General features: G+C 72.6%; 13 protein-coding genes. 9 read left to right on the plus strand and 4 right to left on the minus strand.

The features are described from left to right. Positions 1–3: 3 nt before the first annotated feature. The 5 genes from MFF64_RS05340 (at position 4) to hisN (ending at position 8,104) form a co-directional block, all read left to right on the plus strand. The gene (locus MFF64_RS05340; protein WP_238189968.1) at positions 4–1,680 is read left to right on the plus strand and encodes an efflux transporter outer membrane subunit; all 1,677 of its coding nucleotides are present in this window, start codon (positions 4–6) and stop codon (positions 1,678–1,680) included. A gap of 101 nt (positions 1,681–1,781) precedes the next feature. Beyond that, entirely contained in the window at positions 1,782–2,789 is a 1,008-nt protein-coding gene (locus tag MFF64_RS05345) for a DUF808 domain-containing protein (RefSeq protein WP_099902672.1), read from the plus strand. A 195-nt stretch (positions 2,790–2,984) separates the two neighbouring features. Next, positions 2,985–5,045 (plus strand): penicillin-binding protein 1C, encoded by a 2,061-nt coding sequence (gene pbpC, locus MFF64_RS05350; protein ID WP_238189971.1) that lies wholly within the window; start codon positions 2,985–2,987, stop codon positions 5,043–5,045. 164 nt (positions 5,046–5,209) lie between these two features. Next, complete coding sequence (locus tag MFF64_RS05355) at positions 5,210–7,201, plus strand: AI-2E family transporter (protein WP_238189974.1); 1,992 nt, start codon at positions 5,210–5,212, stop codon at positions 7,199–7,201. A 111-nt stretch (positions 7,202–7,312) separates the two neighbouring features. Continuing rightward, positions 7,313–8,104, plus strand: coding sequence for a histidinol-phosphatase (gene hisN, locus MFF64_RS05360; RefSeq protein WP_099904141.1), 792 nt, complete (start codon positions 7,313–7,315; stop codon positions 8,102–8,104). Between the two features lie 95 nt (positions 8,105–8,199). Here hisN and MFF64_RS05365 read toward each other — a convergent pair whose 3' ends face one another. Further along, complete coding sequence (locus MFF64_RS05365) at positions 8,200–9,324, minus strand: aldo/keto reductase (RefSeq protein ID WP_238189977.1); 1,125 nt, start codon at positions 9,322–9,324, stop codon at positions 8,200–8,202. Between the two features lie 95 nt (positions 9,325–9,419). Between MFF64_RS05365 and MFF64_RS05370 the strand changes: the two genes are divergently transcribed. After that, positions 9,420–10,307 carry a LysR family transcriptional regulator gene (locus MFF64_RS05370; RefSeq protein WP_238189979.1) on the plus strand — a complete coding sequence of 296 codons (888 nt, stop codon included), beginning with the start codon at positions 9,420–9,422 and terminating at the stop codon, positions 10,305–10,307. Between the two features lie 15 nt (positions 10,308–10,322). On the opposite strand, the gene MFF64_RS05375 is transcribed toward MFF64_RS05370, so the two are convergent. Next, a complete protein-coding gene (locus MFF64_RS05375) occupies positions 10,323–11,318 on the minus strand; it encodes an alpha/beta fold hydrolase (protein WP_099899371.1) in 996 nt (331 codons plus the stop codon). A 246-nt stretch (positions 11,319–11,564) separates the two neighbouring features. On the opposite strand from MFF64_RS05375, the gene MFF64_RS05380 reads away from it, so the two are divergent. Next, complete coding sequence (locus MFF64_RS05380; RefSeq protein WP_099899369.1) at positions 11,565–12,029, plus strand: Hsp20 family protein; 465 nt, start codon at positions 11,565–11,567, stop codon at positions 12,027–12,029. Between the two features lie 65 nt (positions 12,030–12,094). Here MFF64_RS05380 and MFF64_RS05385 read toward each other — a convergent pair whose 3' ends face one another. Beyond that, a complete protein-coding gene (locus MFF64_RS05385) occupies positions 12,095–12,409 on the minus strand; it encodes a carboxymuconolactone decarboxylase family protein (RefSeq protein ID WP_309296441.1) in 315 nt (104 codons plus the stop codon). Between the two features lie 126 nt (positions 12,410–12,535). Continuing rightward, the gene (locus MFF64_RS05390; RefSeq protein WP_099899367.1) at positions 12,536–12,997 is read right to left on the minus strand and encodes an RNA polymerase sigma factor sigma-70 region 4 domain-containing protein; all 462 of its coding nucleotides are present in this window, start codon (positions 12,995–12,997) and stop codon (positions 12,536–12,538) included. A 255-nt stretch (positions 12,998–13,252) separates the two neighbouring features. Here MFF64_RS05390 and MFF64_RS05395 point away from each other — a divergent pair, with 255 nt between their 5' ends. Further along, positions 13,253–13,552 (plus strand): antibiotic biosynthesis monooxygenase family protein, encoded by a 300-nt coding sequence (locus tag MFF64_RS05395; protein WP_099899365.1) that lies wholly within the window; start codon positions 13,253–13,255, stop codon positions 13,550–13,552. 52 nt (positions 13,553–13,604) lie between these two features. Then, the gene (locus MFF64_RS05400) at positions 13,605–13,763 is read left to right on the plus strand and encodes a hypothetical protein (protein WP_165795507.1); all 159 of its coding nucleotides are present in this window, start codon (positions 13,605–13,607) and stop codon (positions 13,761–13,763) included. Positions 13,764–13,827: the final 64 nt, after the last annotated feature.

The raw sequence follows: 13,827 nt of genomic DNA on the forward strand, positions 1-13,827 counted from the left end.
TCCATGCGCGCCATCCTGCGCCTCTCGACCGCGATCCCGGTCCCGCGCGCCGCCGTGCCTGCCACACCGCCCGAAGCGGCGCCGGCTGGCCGGGTCGCGGGTGACGAGGTCTCGGGGAACAAGGGCTTGGGCGACGGCGCCCCGGGAGCCGGCGCGCCACGCCCCGCCGCGCGCACCGCGGCCCGCATCCTGGCGACCGCCCTCGCGGCCGCGTCGGCCTCGGCCTGCATGGTCGGGCCCGATTTCCAGGGCGCGACGCCGCCGCCGGTCACCCGCTACACCAAGGAAGGGCTGCGCGATCCGAGGTTGAGCGCCGAGGAAAGCCGCAGCGGCGCGCTGAGCCAGACCTTCGCGACCGGGCGCGACGTGCCGGGCGAGTGGTGGACGCTCTTCCGCTCCCGGGCCCTCAACAGCCTGGTGGCGGAGGCGCTCGCCCGCAACCCGAACCTCGAAGCCGCCCAGGCCTCGCTCCGGGCGGCGCGGGCCACCACGGAGGCGCAGCGCGGCGCGCTCTTCCCGCAGGTCGCCTTCGGCGGCCAGGGCTCGTACAACAAGGCCCCGGGCGGCGACCTGCAATCGCCCCTCAACGACAATTCGCTGCTCTACAGCCTCGTCACCCCGCAGGTGACGGTGAGCTTCGCCCCCGACGTGTTCGGCGGCACCCGCCGGGCGCTGGAATCGCAGACGGCACAGGAAGAGGGGCAGTTCTGGCAGCTCGAGGCGGCCTACCTCGCGCTGACCGCCAACGTGGTCGCGGCGGCGATCCAGGAGGCTTCCCTGCGGGCCCAGATCGCCGCGACCGAGAAGGTGATCCAGGCCCAGACCGATCTCCTCTCCCTCATCACCAAGCAGCAGAATGCCGGCCAGGTCGCGGGCGCTGATGTGGTGCAGCAGATCGCGCTTCTCGCCCAGTCGCAGCAAGTGCTGCCGCCGCTGCAACGCGCGCTGGCGCAGCAGCGCAACCTCCTGACGGCGCTCGCCGGCCGCTTCCCGAGCGAGGAGGTGAGCCAGACCTTCACGCTGGCCTCCCTGCACCTGCCACGCTCCCTGCCGGTGAGCCTGCCCTCGCGGCTAATCGAGCAGCGTCCCGACGTGAAGGCGGCCGAGGCCGCGGTGCACGCGGCGAGCGCCCAGGTCGGCGTCGCGGTGGCGAACCGCCTGCCGCAATTCACCATCTCGGGCGCGGTCGGCGCCAGCGCCACCAACTTCGCGGCGCTCCTCAACCCGGCCGCCAGCCTCTGGACCATCGCCGGCGCGGTGGCCCAGCCGCTCTTCGACGGCGGCACCCTCTTCCGGCGCCAGCAGGCGGCGGAGGAGAACTTGGGTGTGGCCCAGGCCCAGTACCGCGCCACCGTCATCACCGCCTACCAGAACGTCGCGGATTGCTTACGCGCCCTCCAGGCCGACGGCCGCGCGGTGGCGGCTGCCAACGCCGCCGTCAAGGCGAGCCGGGAGAGCGTGGAACTGGTGCGCAAGCAGTTCGGCCTCGGCGCGGTCAGCAGCGCCTCGCTGCTCATCACCCAGTCGGCCTATCTGCAAGCCGTGGTGACCCAGGCCCAGGCGCAGGCCAACCAGTACGCGGATACCGCCGCGCTGTTCCAGGCGCTGGGCGGGGGGTGGTGGAACCGGCGCGACGTGAAGCCGGCGCGGGACCCGAAGGATCCGGCGCCGTTCCTCTAGGGGGCGAACGGAGGCCGCGGCGGCCCCGGTGCGGATCGCGTCGCGGATCCAAAGCTGCCATGGTCCGTTTTCAGCGAAGCTGTCATGCGCTGGGAGGTTCCGTGAGCGTCGGATTGTTGGCTCTGCTGGACGACGTCGCGTTCATGGTCAGGTCGGCGGCCGCGTCCCTCGACGATGTCGCGGCGCAGGCGGCGAGAGCCGGAACAAAGGCCGCCGGCGTCGTCATCGACGATGCGGCCGTGACGCCGCGCTACGTCGTCGGCTTCGCGGCCGAGCGAGAACTCCCGATCGTCGGCAAGATCGCGCTGGGGTCGCTCCGCAACAAGATCCTGTTCCTGCTTCCGGGAGCCCTCGCCCTCGGAGCCTTCGCGCCGTGGGCGATCACCCCGCTCCTGATGCTGGGCGGCGCCTATCTCTGCTACGAGGGCGCGGAGAAGGTCTACGAGGCTCTGGTCCCGCATGGTGCGCACGGGCACGAGGAGGCGCCCCAGGCCGGTACGGGACACGACCCGGCGCTGGAGGAGCGCCGTGTGGCGGGTGCCATCAAGACCGACTTCATTCTCTCCGCCGAGATCATGGCCATCACCCTGGCCGCCCTGCCGGAGGGCAGCTTCTGGATGAAGGCGGCCGTCCTCGCGATCGTCGGCATCGGCATCACCGTGGCGGTCTACGGCGTCGTCGCCCTCATCGTGAAGGCGGACGATGCCGGGCTCGCCCTCGCCCGCAGCAAGGCGGGACCGCCCTTCGGGAGCGTCGTCCGGGGAATCGGTCGAGGCGTGGTCAAGGGCATGCCGATCCTGCTCAAGCTCCTCGCCATCGTCGGCACGGCCGCGATGATCTGGGTCGGCGGCGGCATCCTGGTGCACGGGCTGGAGGAGTATGGCCTGTCGGCCCCTGCGCATGCGGCGCATGAAGCGGCGGCGAGCCTCGGGTCGCTCCTGCCGTCGGTCCGGGGCCTCGTCGAGTGGCTGGTGACGGCGGCGGCGTCGGGCCTCGTCGGCCTTGTCGCGGGCGGATTGCTGATCCCGCTGGCGAAGGCCGTGTCGAGCGTCGTCCGTCGCAGCGGCTGGTCTGCGGGCAAGAAGGCCCCCGCCGAGACGGGGGCGTGAGCGCGGGAGCAGGCGACATCCTCAGGGGTCCGGCGCGATGCAGGTCGCAGACAGCGCCTGCGTCGAGGCCGATCGCACGGATTCGGTCCGATCCGGCGATCATCCCCCTTCGCCCTGTCGCCTCCGCCCACGAAGTACGGCAGAATCGGGCGGAGCCGACGGTAGGATGAGGGGATGGGAGCGCGCACGACACGGATGACCCGCCGCCGCGCCATCCTGGCTCTCGGCGGCCTCACGGCGGGACCGGCTCTTGCCGGCGTTACGTGGCTCGGGTGCATCCTCGCCCACCTCCCACCCCTCGACCTCACCGCCGCGCAGGCCCGCTCCACCATCGTCCTCGACCGGGCCGGCACCCTCCTGCGCCCCTTCGCGACCGCGGACGGCCGCTGGCGGCTGCCGCTCGAGCCCGACGCCGTCGATCCCCGCTTCCTCGCCATGCTCACCGCCTACGAGGACCGGCGCTTCCGGGCGCATCCGGGGGTCGACGCGATGGCGCTGCTGCGCGCTGCCGGGCAGTGGCTCGCGGCGGGGCGGATCGTGTCGGGGGCCTCGACCCTGTCGATGCAGGTGGCGCGCCTCGTCGAGCCGCGGGGCGAGCGCTCGCTCACGGCGAAGCTGCGCCAGATCGCACGGGCGATCGCGCTGGAGCGGCGCCTCGGCAAGGACGGGGTGTTGCGGCTCTACCTCGCGCTCGCGCCCTATGGCGGGCCGGTCGAGGGATTGCGGGCGGCGAGCCTCGCCTATTTCGGGCGCGAGCCGGCGCGCCTCACGCTGGCCGAGGCCGCCCTGCTGGTGGCGCTCCCCCAGGCGCCGGAGGGGCGACGGCCCGACCGCTTCCCGGAAGCAGCCCGCCGGGCCCGGGACCGGGTGCTCGACATCGCGGCCGCCCGCGGCGTGGTGCCGGCGGCGGACGCTACGGCCGCCAAGGCGGAGCCGGTGCCGCACTCCCGAAAACCCTTCCCGATGCTCGGCCCCCACGCCGCCGAGACGGCGGTGGCGCAGGAGCCGGGCCGGGCCGTCCATCGGCTCACCCTCGACGCGCGGCTGCAGGCCCGGCTCGAACCGCTCGTGGCCGAGCGGGCGGCGGCGCTCGGGCCCGGGCTGTCGGCGGCGGCGCTCGTCATCGACAACGCCACCGGCGAGGTGCGGGCCCAGATCGGCAGCGCCGGCTACTTCGACGCGACCCGGTCGGGCGCCATCGACATGACGGCAGCGGTCCGCTCGCCGGGATCGGCGCTGAAGCCCTTCGTCTACGCCATGGCGTTCGAATCAGGCCTCGCCCATCCCGAGACCCTGATCGAGGACCGCCCGTCCCGGTTCGGCGCCTCCTACGCGCCGGAGAATTTCGACCTCACCTTCCAGGGCACGGTGACGGCGCGCCGCGCGCTCCAGCTCTCCCTCAACGTGCCGGCCGTGGAGCTGATGGAGGCGGTGGGGCCGGCCCGCTTCCTCGCCCGCCTGCGATCGGCCGGCGCGTCCATCCTCCTGCCGCGGGATTCCGCGCCCGGCCTGCCGGTGGCGCTGGGCGGCCTCGGGATCACGCTCACCGACCTCGCCCGGCTCTATGCCGGCCTCGCCCGCGGCGGCGAGGTGCCGGTGCTGCGCAGGCGCCTCGACGGCCCGGCGGCAGGCGCGGCCCTGCCGCGCATCGCCGAGCCCGTGGCAGCCTGGTACGTCGCGGACGTGTTGCGGGGCACGCCGCCGCCCGAGAGCGCCCTGCCGAACCGCCTCGCCTACAAGACCGGCACGTCCTACGGCTACCGCGACGCCTGGGCGGTGGGCTTCGATCGCCGGTACACCGTGGCGGTGTGGCTCGGGCGGCCGGACGGGGCCGGGGTGCCGGGCCTCGTCGGGCGGACCGCCGCCGCGCCGCTGCTGTTCGACGCGGTGGCGCGCCTCGGCGGCGACCCCGAGCCGGTGCCGCGCCCCCGCGACGCCCTGGTGGCGACGACCTCCGCCCTGCCGCCGCCCTTGCGCCACCTGCGCCGGGACGCCGGCCCGACGGACCGCCTGCGCATCGCCTACCCGCCGGACGGGGCGCGGATCGATCTCGGGGCCGCGGAGGGCCTTCCCGCCGGCCTCGCCCTCAAGGCGCTCGGCGGCACCCTGCCGCTGATCTGGCTCGTCGGCGGCCTGCCGGTGACCGAATCGGACCGGCGCCAGGCCGAGTGGCAGCCCGACGGCGCCGGCTTCGTGCGCATCTCGGTGCTGGACGCCACGGGGGCGAGCGACAGCGTGATGGTGCGCATCGAGTAGGCCCGATCACTTTTTCGACAGGTTCGCCCAGGGTCAACGGCGGATCGTTTCTCCGCCCATCCCGTTCCTCACCCGTGGAAGCGTGGCGAGACGGCGAGCGCCGCGCGCGAGTGAGTGTGCGTCGCATGGCGGATGGACGAGACGATTCCCGGCGGATCCTTCCGATGAAGCCGGCCCGGGTGCAGGCGGCCGAAACCCCCGGCGACGGCCTCGCGGCGCCGCTGGTCATCGCGGCGGTGATCGTGGCGGCTCTGTATTTCGGCCGCGAGATCCTGATCCCGATCGCCATCGCGGTGCTGCTCAGCTTCGTGATCGGGCCGCTGGTGGCGCTGCTGCGCAAAGCCCGGCTCGGGCGGATCCCCTCCGTCGGCGTCGCGGTGCTGCTGCTGCTCGCCGTGGTGGCGGGTCTGGGCGGTCTCATCGGCATGCAGGTCGCCGACCTCTCGACCGGCCTGCCGCGCTACCAGCGCACCATCGCCCAGAAGGCCGAGAACCTGAAGGCCGGCCCCCTCGGCGATCTGGCCGGCTATCTGCGCAGCATCAACCACCAGATCCAGCAGGCCGGAGCGCCGGAGCAGAAGCCGGAGGAGAAGCCCGCGCCCGGCAAGCCCGCCCCGCCGCCGACGGTGCAGAACCCCGACAAGCCGGTTCTGGTCGAGATGCGCGACCGCGAGCCGAGCCCGGTCGAGCTCGCCGAGAAGGTGCTGGCCCCGGTGGTCTCGCCGCTCGCCACCCTCGGCATCGTCTTCGTGGTGCTGATCTTCATCCTGGTGCAGCGCGAGGACCTGCGCGACCGGATGATCCGTCTCGTCGGGTCGAGCGACCTGCACCGCACCACCGTGGCGATGGACGATGCGGCACGGCGCCTGAGCCGGTTCTTCCTGGTCCAGCTCGCGCTCAATGCCGGATTCGGTCTCGTCATCGGCATCGGGCTGTGGCTGATCGGCGTGCCGAACCCGATCCTGTGGGGCATCTTCACCGCGCTGATGCGCTTCGTGCCCTATATTGGCGCCTTCCTGTCGGCGCTGCTGCCGCTGATGCTGGCGGCCGCCGTCGATCCGGGCTGGAACATGGTGCTGGCGACCGCCGCCCTGTTCATCGTGCTCGAACCCCTGGTCGGCCAGTTCATCGAGCCCCTGGTCTACGGCCACTCGACCGGCCTGTCGCCCTTCGCGGTACTGGTCTCGGCCCTGTTCTGGACCTGGCTGTGGGGGCCGGTGGGGCTCCTGCTCTCGACGCCGCTCACCGTCTGCCTCGTCGTGCTCGGCCGCCACGTCGACAAGCTCGAATTCCTCGACGTGCTGTTCGGCGACCGCCCGGCCCTGACCCCGGTCGAGAATTTCTATCAGCGCATGCTGGCCGACGATCCGGACGAGGCGCAGGAGCTGGCGGAAGCCATCCTCGCCCAGTGCTCGCTCTCCTCGTACTACGACGAGGTGGCGCTCAAGGGCCTCCAGCTCGCCGCCACCGATGCCCGCCGCGGCGTGCTGACCGAGAGCCAGCTCGAGCGCATCCGCGTCGGCATCGCGCAGCTGATCGAGGACCTCGCCGACCGGGACGACGTGGCGCCGGAGACGAAGCCCACGCTCGCCGGCCGCCTCCTGTCGGGCCGCCAGGACGAGGAGGCGCCGTGTGAGGCCGCCCCCGCGGTGCCGGACGCGCCCGCCCCGGACCAGTTGCCGGAGGACTGGCGGCGCGAGGGTGCGGTGCTCTGCGTCGCCGGCCGCGGCCCCCTCGACGAGGCCGCCTCGATGATGCTGGCCCAGCTCCTCGAGAAACACGGCTTCGGCACTCGCGTGGTGCCGTTCGAGGCTGTGTCGCGGGCCGAGATCGGCTCGCTCGATGCGGCCGGGGCGCGGATGATCTGCATCTCCTACCTCGAGATCAGCGGCACGCCGGCCCATCTGCGCTACCTCGTCCAGCGGGTGCGGCGCCGGGCTCCGGAGGCGCAGGTGCTGGTCGGGCTGTGGCCGATGGACGACGCGGTCCTGAGCGATCCCGGCGCTCGGGAATCGCTCGGCGCCGACCATTACGCGGTCTCCCTGCGCGAGGGCGTCGAGGCCTGCCTGGAGGCTTTGCGCGACGGGGCGGCCGCCGCCCCCTCCCCTGCCCCGGCTCGGGAGCCCGAGCACGCGCCCGAGCACGAAGAAGCCTGAGGCGCCAAAGTCCCGAGGCGATGGCCCCGGGGCTTGACGCGGGGGCCGCGCCGCTCTTTCGATCCGGCTGGAGCGGGCCGCGGGCCCAGGCGAGCGGGAAGCGGGGACAGCATGAGCGTGGTGGATTTCGCGCGGTTCGTGGACGAGCTCGCCACCCAGTCGGGCCAGGCCATCCTGCCCTTCTTCCGCGCGGCCTTCGCCACCGAGGACAAGGCCAAGGGCCACGCCGCCTTCGACCCGGTCACCGAGGCCGACCGGGCCGGCGAGGCGGTGATGCGCCAGCTCATCAAGCGCAGCTTCCCCGACCACGGCATCCTGGGTGAGGAATTCGGCTCCGAGCACGAGGACGCGGAATACGTCTGGGTGCTCGACCCGATCGACGGCACCCGCGGCTTCATCGCCGGCCTGCCGATCTGGGGCACCCTGATCGGCCTGACCCGCGGCGGCGTGCCCTGCTACGGCCTGATGAACCAGCCCTTCACCGGCGAGCGCTTCTTCGGCGACGGCGAGGCCGCCCATTACCAGGGGCCCCACGGCAGCCGCCGCCTGCGCACCCGCCGGAAAAGCGACCTGTCGGACGCGATCCTGCACACCACCGACCCGCGCCTGTTCGGCGCGGGCACGTCGAACAGGCAGGCCTACGAGAGGGTCGAGACGGCCTGCCGCCTCGCCCGCTACGGCGCCGATTGCTACGCCTACGCCATGCTGGCCGCCGGCCATATCGACCTCGTGGTCGAGGCCGAGCTGAAGCCCTACGACATCGTGGCGATGATCCCGGTGATCGAGGGCGCCGGCGGAATCGTCACGACCTGGGAGGGGGAGTCCGCCGCCAAGGGCGGGCGGATCGTGGCGGCGGGGGACAAGCGGCTGCACGAGGCGGGGTTGGCGCTGCTGAACGGCTAAGCATCATTCGCCGAAACGGCCACCGGTTCGGCGGCGAAAATGACGCAAAAACAAGAATCTAAGCAGAGCTGCGCCATGTAACTCTGCCTAGAGCCTCACCCCGGCACGGCCGCCATCCCGGATACCTGCGCCCCCCCGAACACGACCTGGCTCCGCAGGGCTGGGCGCGACAGGGCGTAGATCAGCCGCGGCTCCGTCGGGGCGCTCGCCGCGTCGAGGGTGGCGCGGTGCTCGGGCGGCAGGACGAGCGAGAGCGCGGCGACGTTGTCCGTCACCTGGTCCGGGCGGCTCACGCCCATCAGGGTCGAGGCGACCCCGGGCCGCCCCATCACCCAGGCGAGCGCGACGCGGGCCGGCGGCTGCCCGAGCGCCTCGGCCACCTGCCGAAGCGCCGCCACGATGTCCCAGTTGCGCGGCGTGAACAGGCTGTCGCCGAACGGGTTGGCGCCGTCGAGCCGCTTGTCTCCGGCCGGTCGCGCCCCGCCGGCCGGGGCGGCCTCCCCCGGCAGGCCCGCCCCCCGCGGGGCTGCCGCCTCGACGGTCGCGCGGTCGTATTTGCCCGTCAGGAGCCCGTAGGCCAGGGGCGACCAGGGGACCATCGCCATTCCGAACTCGCTGGCGAGCGGGATGTGCTCGTCCTCCACCTCGCGGCTCACCAGCGAGTAGAAGTATTGCAACGCGATCGGCCCCGGCAGGCCGCGCAAGGATGCGAGCGTCGCCAGCTTGGCGGCGAGCCAGGCGGGCGCGTTCGACACGCCCCAGTAGCGGATCTTGCCGGCCCGCACGAAGCCGGACGTCGTCTCCAGAATCTCCTCGGCCGGCGTGACGCCGTCCCAGACATGCAGCCAGTAGAGATCGATGTGATCGGTCCGCAGGCGGCGCAGGGAGCCGTCGAGGGCGGCGTGGAGGTGCTTGGCGCCGTTGCCGCCAGCATGCGGCCCGGCCCCGGCCGCGAAGCCTGCCTTGGTCGCCAGCACGATCCGGTCGCGCAAGGAGCGCTCGGCGATGAAGCGGCCGAGCATCGCCTCGCTCTCGCCCCCGGCATAGAGGTCGGCCGTGTCGACGAAGTTGCCGCCCTGCGCGACATAGGCGTCGAACACCGCCCGGGCCCCCGCCTCGTCGAGTCCCCAGCGGGCCGTGCCGAAGGTCATCGTGCCGAGCGCGAGCGGACTGACGCCCAGCCCCGAGCGGCCGAGCGTGCGGTAATGCGACAGATCCATTGTTGCATGTCCTCGATGGTGGGACATGGATAGCGAGCGATCTCCCGGGCGATTAGCCGGGATCGGTCGCAAGCGTTTGTGAACGAGGCTCAGGAATGCGGCGCGGCACGCTCGACGATCTCGCGGCCTTCGCGGCGGTGGCGAAGGCGCGCAGCTTCACGCGGGCGGCGGCCGAGCTCGGCCTGTCGCCCTCGGCGCTCAGCCACGCGATGCGGGGGCTGGAAATCCAACTCGGCGTGCGGCTGCTGGCCCGGACCACCCGCAGCGTGGCCCCGACGCCGGCGGGCGAGCGGCTCCTGCGCTCCCTCGACCCGGCGCTCGCCGAGGTCGCCCGCGGGCTCGCCGGCCTCGCCGAGTGGCGCGGCGCGCCCTCCGGCAGCTTGCGGGTGACGACGTTCCTGGCAGCGGCGCGCAGCGTCCTCGATCCGGCGCTGCCGCGCTTCCTCCTCGACCATCCGGCGGTCTCGGTCGAGGTCGTGATCGACGACCGGCTGACCGACATCGTCGCGGGGGGCTTCGACGCCGGCATCCGCTTCGGCGAGGCGGTGGAGCGCGACATGCTGGCCGTGCGCGTCGGGCCGGACCTGCGCACCGTGGTGGTGGGCACGCCCGGCTACTTCGCTCAGCGGCCGGCGCCCGAGAGCCCCGCCGACCTCGAGGCGCATGACTGCATCAACTATCGGCTCGCCGGCGGCGGTCTGCTGCCATGGGAATTCGCTCAGGGTGGCCGCGAGCTGCGCGTGCGCCCCGGCGGCCGGCTCGTCGTCAATGACGGCGTCATGGCGGGGGCGGCCCTGAGGGCGGGGGTCGGGCTCGGCTACATGCTGGAACAGGACGTCGCGGAGGACGTGGCGGCGGGACGCCTGGTCCAGGTGCTGGACGCGTGGTGCCTGCCGTTTCCCGGCTACCACCTCTATCACCCAGCCCGTCAGGTCACCCCGGCGCTGCGCGCCCTGATCGATGCCCTGCGCTGGCGCGGGTGAGCCGCGAGGCGCGCCTCACGCCACCTCGGCCTTCGCCTCCCCCTGCGCCTCTCCGTGCACCGGCGCCGCCGTCCCCGGCACGAAAGCGTCGAACGCCGCCCAGAATTGCTCGCGGATCGCGTCGCGCTCCATCAGGATCTCGTGGCGGGCGCCGCGCAGCGTGATGGTGTGGCCGGCGGCGAGGCGCGCCGCGAAGCGCTCTACCGCCGGGGTGCTGCAGACCGGGTCGGCGCCGGCGGCCACCACCAGCACCGGCACGCGGATGCCGAGCGGATAGCGCGGGTCCTCGAAGCGGCGCATCGCCCGGAAGGCAGCGGCGAGCCAGCCGATGGTGGGGTCGCCGACGGCGCCGGCCCCGACCGCGAGCGCCGCGGCGGCATTGCGGGCGTAGCGGATCGGATCGGCGGTGAGCCGGTTGTTCGGGAACGGCTTGGTGGCGATCGAGATCGCCGTGCCGCCCGGCACGTAGCGCCGGCCGAAACCGAGGGCGCGCAGGAAAGCGGCGAGGCGCATCGCCGCCTTGGGCCGGCGGATCATGCAGATCGCCACCATCGGGGCGAGCACGACGAGGCGGCTGAACGGCAGCCAGCCCTCCCGGGAGGCGGTGAGGCAGACCGCGCCGCCCATCGAGTGGGCGAGGCCGAAGAAGGGGCGCGGCATCCGCGCCTCCATCACCTGCGCCTCCACCGCCGCGAGGTCGAGCCGGTACTCCGAGAAGTCGTCGACATGGCCCTTGTGCGGGTCCTCGACGGTGCGGTCAGAGCCGCCCTGCCCGCGCCAGTCGAAGGCGACGACGTGGAAGCCGCGGTCGCGCAGCTCGGTCACGGTCTCGAAGTACTTCTCGATGAACTCCGCCCGGCCCTGCACCAGGCAGACCGTCCCGTGCACGACCCGCGCCGTCGGTGCCCAGGTGGCGACGCGCAGGGACAGGCCGTCGGCGGTCCTCACCGTCAGGAGCGTGGCCCCCGGCGGGATCGGATTGTCGGGCGTGGCGAGCAGCGGCACGGTCACGAGAAGCCCCCCGAAGCTGGCATCCGCCGCATCCTGGCACGGCAGACCCTAATAAGTGGGGCAGGATCCGCCTTCGTCCGCGCCTCCCGAAAAAAATCGCACGACCCCGCTTGTAGCGGCCTTGACCAGTTGAGAGCCCACTCCAATATGCGAGGGGCGCCGGCCGATACGGCGGCGCGCAAGACCGGGACCGGCCCCAGCGGCGGCCTCACAAGACTACATATTGCTTCAGACGGAGAATATGTCATGCGTCAGTTCGATCTCGCTCCCCTGTACCGTTCGACCGTCGGCTTCGACCGCCTGTTTTCCGCTCTCGATCAGTTCGTGACCTCGGATGCGGCGCCGACCTACCCGCCCTACAACATCGAGCGCACGGCCGAGAACGCCTACCGCATCACCCTCGCGGTGGCGGGCTTCACGGATCAGGACCTGTCGATCGAGACCCGCGAGAATGCGCTCACCGTGAAGGGCGAGCGCAAGGCCGAGGCCAAGCAGGCAGAGTTCCTGCACCAGGGCATCGCGGCCCGCGGCTTCGAGCGGCGCTTCCAGCTCGCCGACCACGTCCAGGTGACGGGTGCGGTGCTGGAGAACGGCCTGCTCCACGTCGATCTCGTCCGCGAGATCCCGGAGGCCAAGAAGCCGCGCCAGATCCAGATCGCCTCGGGCTCCCGCCCGCAGTCGATCGAGGGCAGCGTCCAGAAGGCCGCGTAAGCGTCGCGACCGTCTGACCCGTCAGGGGGAGCGCCCCGGCCGCGAGGCCGGGGCGTTTCATTTTGTCAGGGCAGGAGGTGCGTGCCGTGGGTGAGCGCCGCGCCGGCCCGCAGGGCGACGGCCACGAAGACGGTCTCGGCCAGTTCCTGCTCGGTCGCGCCGGCCTTCTTTGCCGCCTCGCGGTGCACCTCGAGGCAGTACGGGCATTGTGTGGTCAGGGCGACGGCGAGGGCCATCAGCTCCTTGTACTTGCGCGGGATCGCGCCGTCCGCCAAGGCCGCCTTGTCCAGGGCCTCGAAGGCGCCCATCGCCTCGGGGGCGAGGCTCTTCAGGGCGGGCAGCTTCGTCAGGTTGGCGGAATCATACATCGCGTGGGACATGGCGTGATCCTCCCGGGTTGGCCGGTGTCGTGACCGGCCGCCCATCGATCGGGGCGGCTCGGCATCGCGACAGTTAGAGGATCACGGGCCTTGGCCCAATGCGGCTTTGGGCCCGCCCGACGCCCGTCAGAGATCGCCGAAGGCGAGCTGGGCCGTCGCCGGGCTCCTCTGGGGCTTGCCGGCCTTGTCCTTGGTCTTGGCGCCACTCCTGGCACTGCTCTTCGCGGCAGCCTTGCGCGGCCGCTTCGGCTCGGCCCCCTGGATGCGCGCCTTGCCCTTGTCGCGGGCCACCGCCTCCGGGGCAGTCTGGTCGCCCGAGAGCCACTTGCCGCGCTTGATGACCTCGTTCACCCGGCCCTGGTTGACGCCGAGCTTGAAGGCGATCTCCTGCTGGGTCATCTCCGTCGAGCCGTGCAGCTCGAGGATCTGGCGGGCGAGTTCCGGGGTCATCTTCTTGCCGACGATGCGGCGCCCGGGCTTGACCACCCGGTTGGCGCGGTCGCGCTCGCGCAGGCGCTCGAGAATCGCCAGCGCCATCTGCATGCCGTTCTCGCGCAGGGCTTCCTCGAATTCCTTCAGCGTCGCCATGAGGACCGAACTCCGCTGTCACGTTCCGGCAGGGAAACGGCGCCGGTCGGGGCTGGTTGCCACCGTGCACAGATCATCCACGGTTTGTGCGCGTCCTGTTCCGGCTTGGCAACCGGTCGCCGGAGGCCATCCACCGCTCTTGCCGTCCCTCTTGCTCGGCACTCCACTTGCCGCCGCTCGCGCGCCGCGTGGACAAGCCCGGCGGCTTCGCTCATGGCTTCCCACACCGGACGGGAGGCAAGAGAGGAAGACCCCATGGTGCTGGAGATCGCGCAGATCGAGGTGAAGGCCGGGCACGAGAGCGCCTTCGAGGCCGGCGTCGGCAAGGCCGCGGAGCTGTTTCGCCGCGCCACGGGCTGCCGCAGCATGGAGCTGCAGCGCTCGGTCGAGATTCCGACCCGCTACCGGCTGATGGTGCAGTGGGAGACCCTGGAGAACCACACGGTCGATTTCCGCGAGTCGGCGGATTTCCAGGCTTGGCGCGCCCTGGTCTCGGAGCATTTCGCCGCCCCGCCGCAGGTCGAGCACACGGTGCTGGCGGTCCAGGGGTTCTGAAACCCCGGCAACCGCCGGCCGTTGCCCTCCGGACCGAACACCGGAGACACCCATGACCGACGACCGCAAGCCGGATCCGAAGCCGGGCGAAGGGCTCGCCAATGACAGCCTCGGGGCGAGCCGCCGCCCGGCGGGCGCGGGCGAGACGAAGCCCGCCACCGGCACGCCGCAGGGCGGCCGGCCCGCCGACGAGCAGGTGCCGCGGGACTGACTCGTCCGCGCGACGCGCCACGGCGTGACACCGGGCGCCCGACCCGCTACTCGCGAGTCAAGGC

Origin of the sequence: Methylobacterium frigidaeris (genome assembly GCF_022179185.1) — a bacterium.
In the GTDB taxonomy this organism is placed as follows: domain Bacteria; phylum Pseudomonadota; class Alphaproteobacteria; order Rhizobiales; family Beijerinckiaceae; genus Methylobacterium; species Methylobacterium frigidaeris.

What these genes read in the sequence shown, in the direction of transcription:
- MFF64_RS05340 (WP_238189968.1), top strand. Translation starts at nt 4, where the DNA reads ATGCGCGCCATCCTGCGCCTCTCGACCGCGATCCCGGTCCCGCGCGCC.
- pbpC (WP_238189971.1), top strand. Translation starts at nt 2,985, where the DNA reads ATGACCCGCCGCCGCGCCATCCTGGCTCTCGGCGGCCTCACGGCGGGA.
- MFF64_RS05355 (WP_238189974.1), top strand. Translation starts at nt 5,210, where the DNA reads ATGAAGCCGGCCCGGGTGCAGGCGGCCGAAACCCCCGGCGACGGCCTC.
- hisN (WP_099904141.1), top strand. Translation starts at nt 7,313, where the DNA reads ATGAGCGTGGTGGATTTCGCGCGGTTCGTGGACGAGCTCGCCACCCAG.
- MFF64_RS05365 (WP_238189977.1), bottom strand. Translation starts at nt 9,324, where the DNA reads ATGGATCTGTCGCATTACCGCACGCTCGGCCGCTCGGGGCTGGGCGTC.
- MFF64_RS05370 (WP_238189979.1), top strand. Translation starts at nt 9,420, where the DNA reads ATGCGGCGCGGCACGCTCGACGATCTCGCGGCCTTCGCGGCGGTGGCG.
- MFF64_RS05380 (WP_099899369.1), top strand. Translation starts at nt 11,565, where the DNA reads ATGCGTCAGTTCGATCTCGCTCCCCTGTACCGTTCGACCGTCGGCTTC.
- MFF64_RS05385 (WP_309296441.1), bottom strand. Translation starts at nt 12,409, where the DNA reads ATGTCCCACGCGATGTATGATTCCGCCAACCTGACGAAGCTGCCCGCC.
- MFF64_RS05390 (WP_099899367.1), bottom strand. Translation starts at nt 12,997, where the DNA reads ATGGCGACGCTGAAGGAATTCGAGGAAGCCCTGCGCGAGAACGGCATG.
- MFF64_RS05395 (WP_099899365.1), top strand. Translation starts at nt 13,253, where the DNA reads ATGGTGCTGGAGATCGCGCAGATCGAGGTGAAGGCCGGGCACGAGAGC.
- MFF64_RS05400 (WP_165795507.1), top strand. Translation starts at nt 13,605, where the DNA reads ATGACCGACGACCGCAAGCCGGATCCGAAGCCGGGCGAAGGGCTCGCC.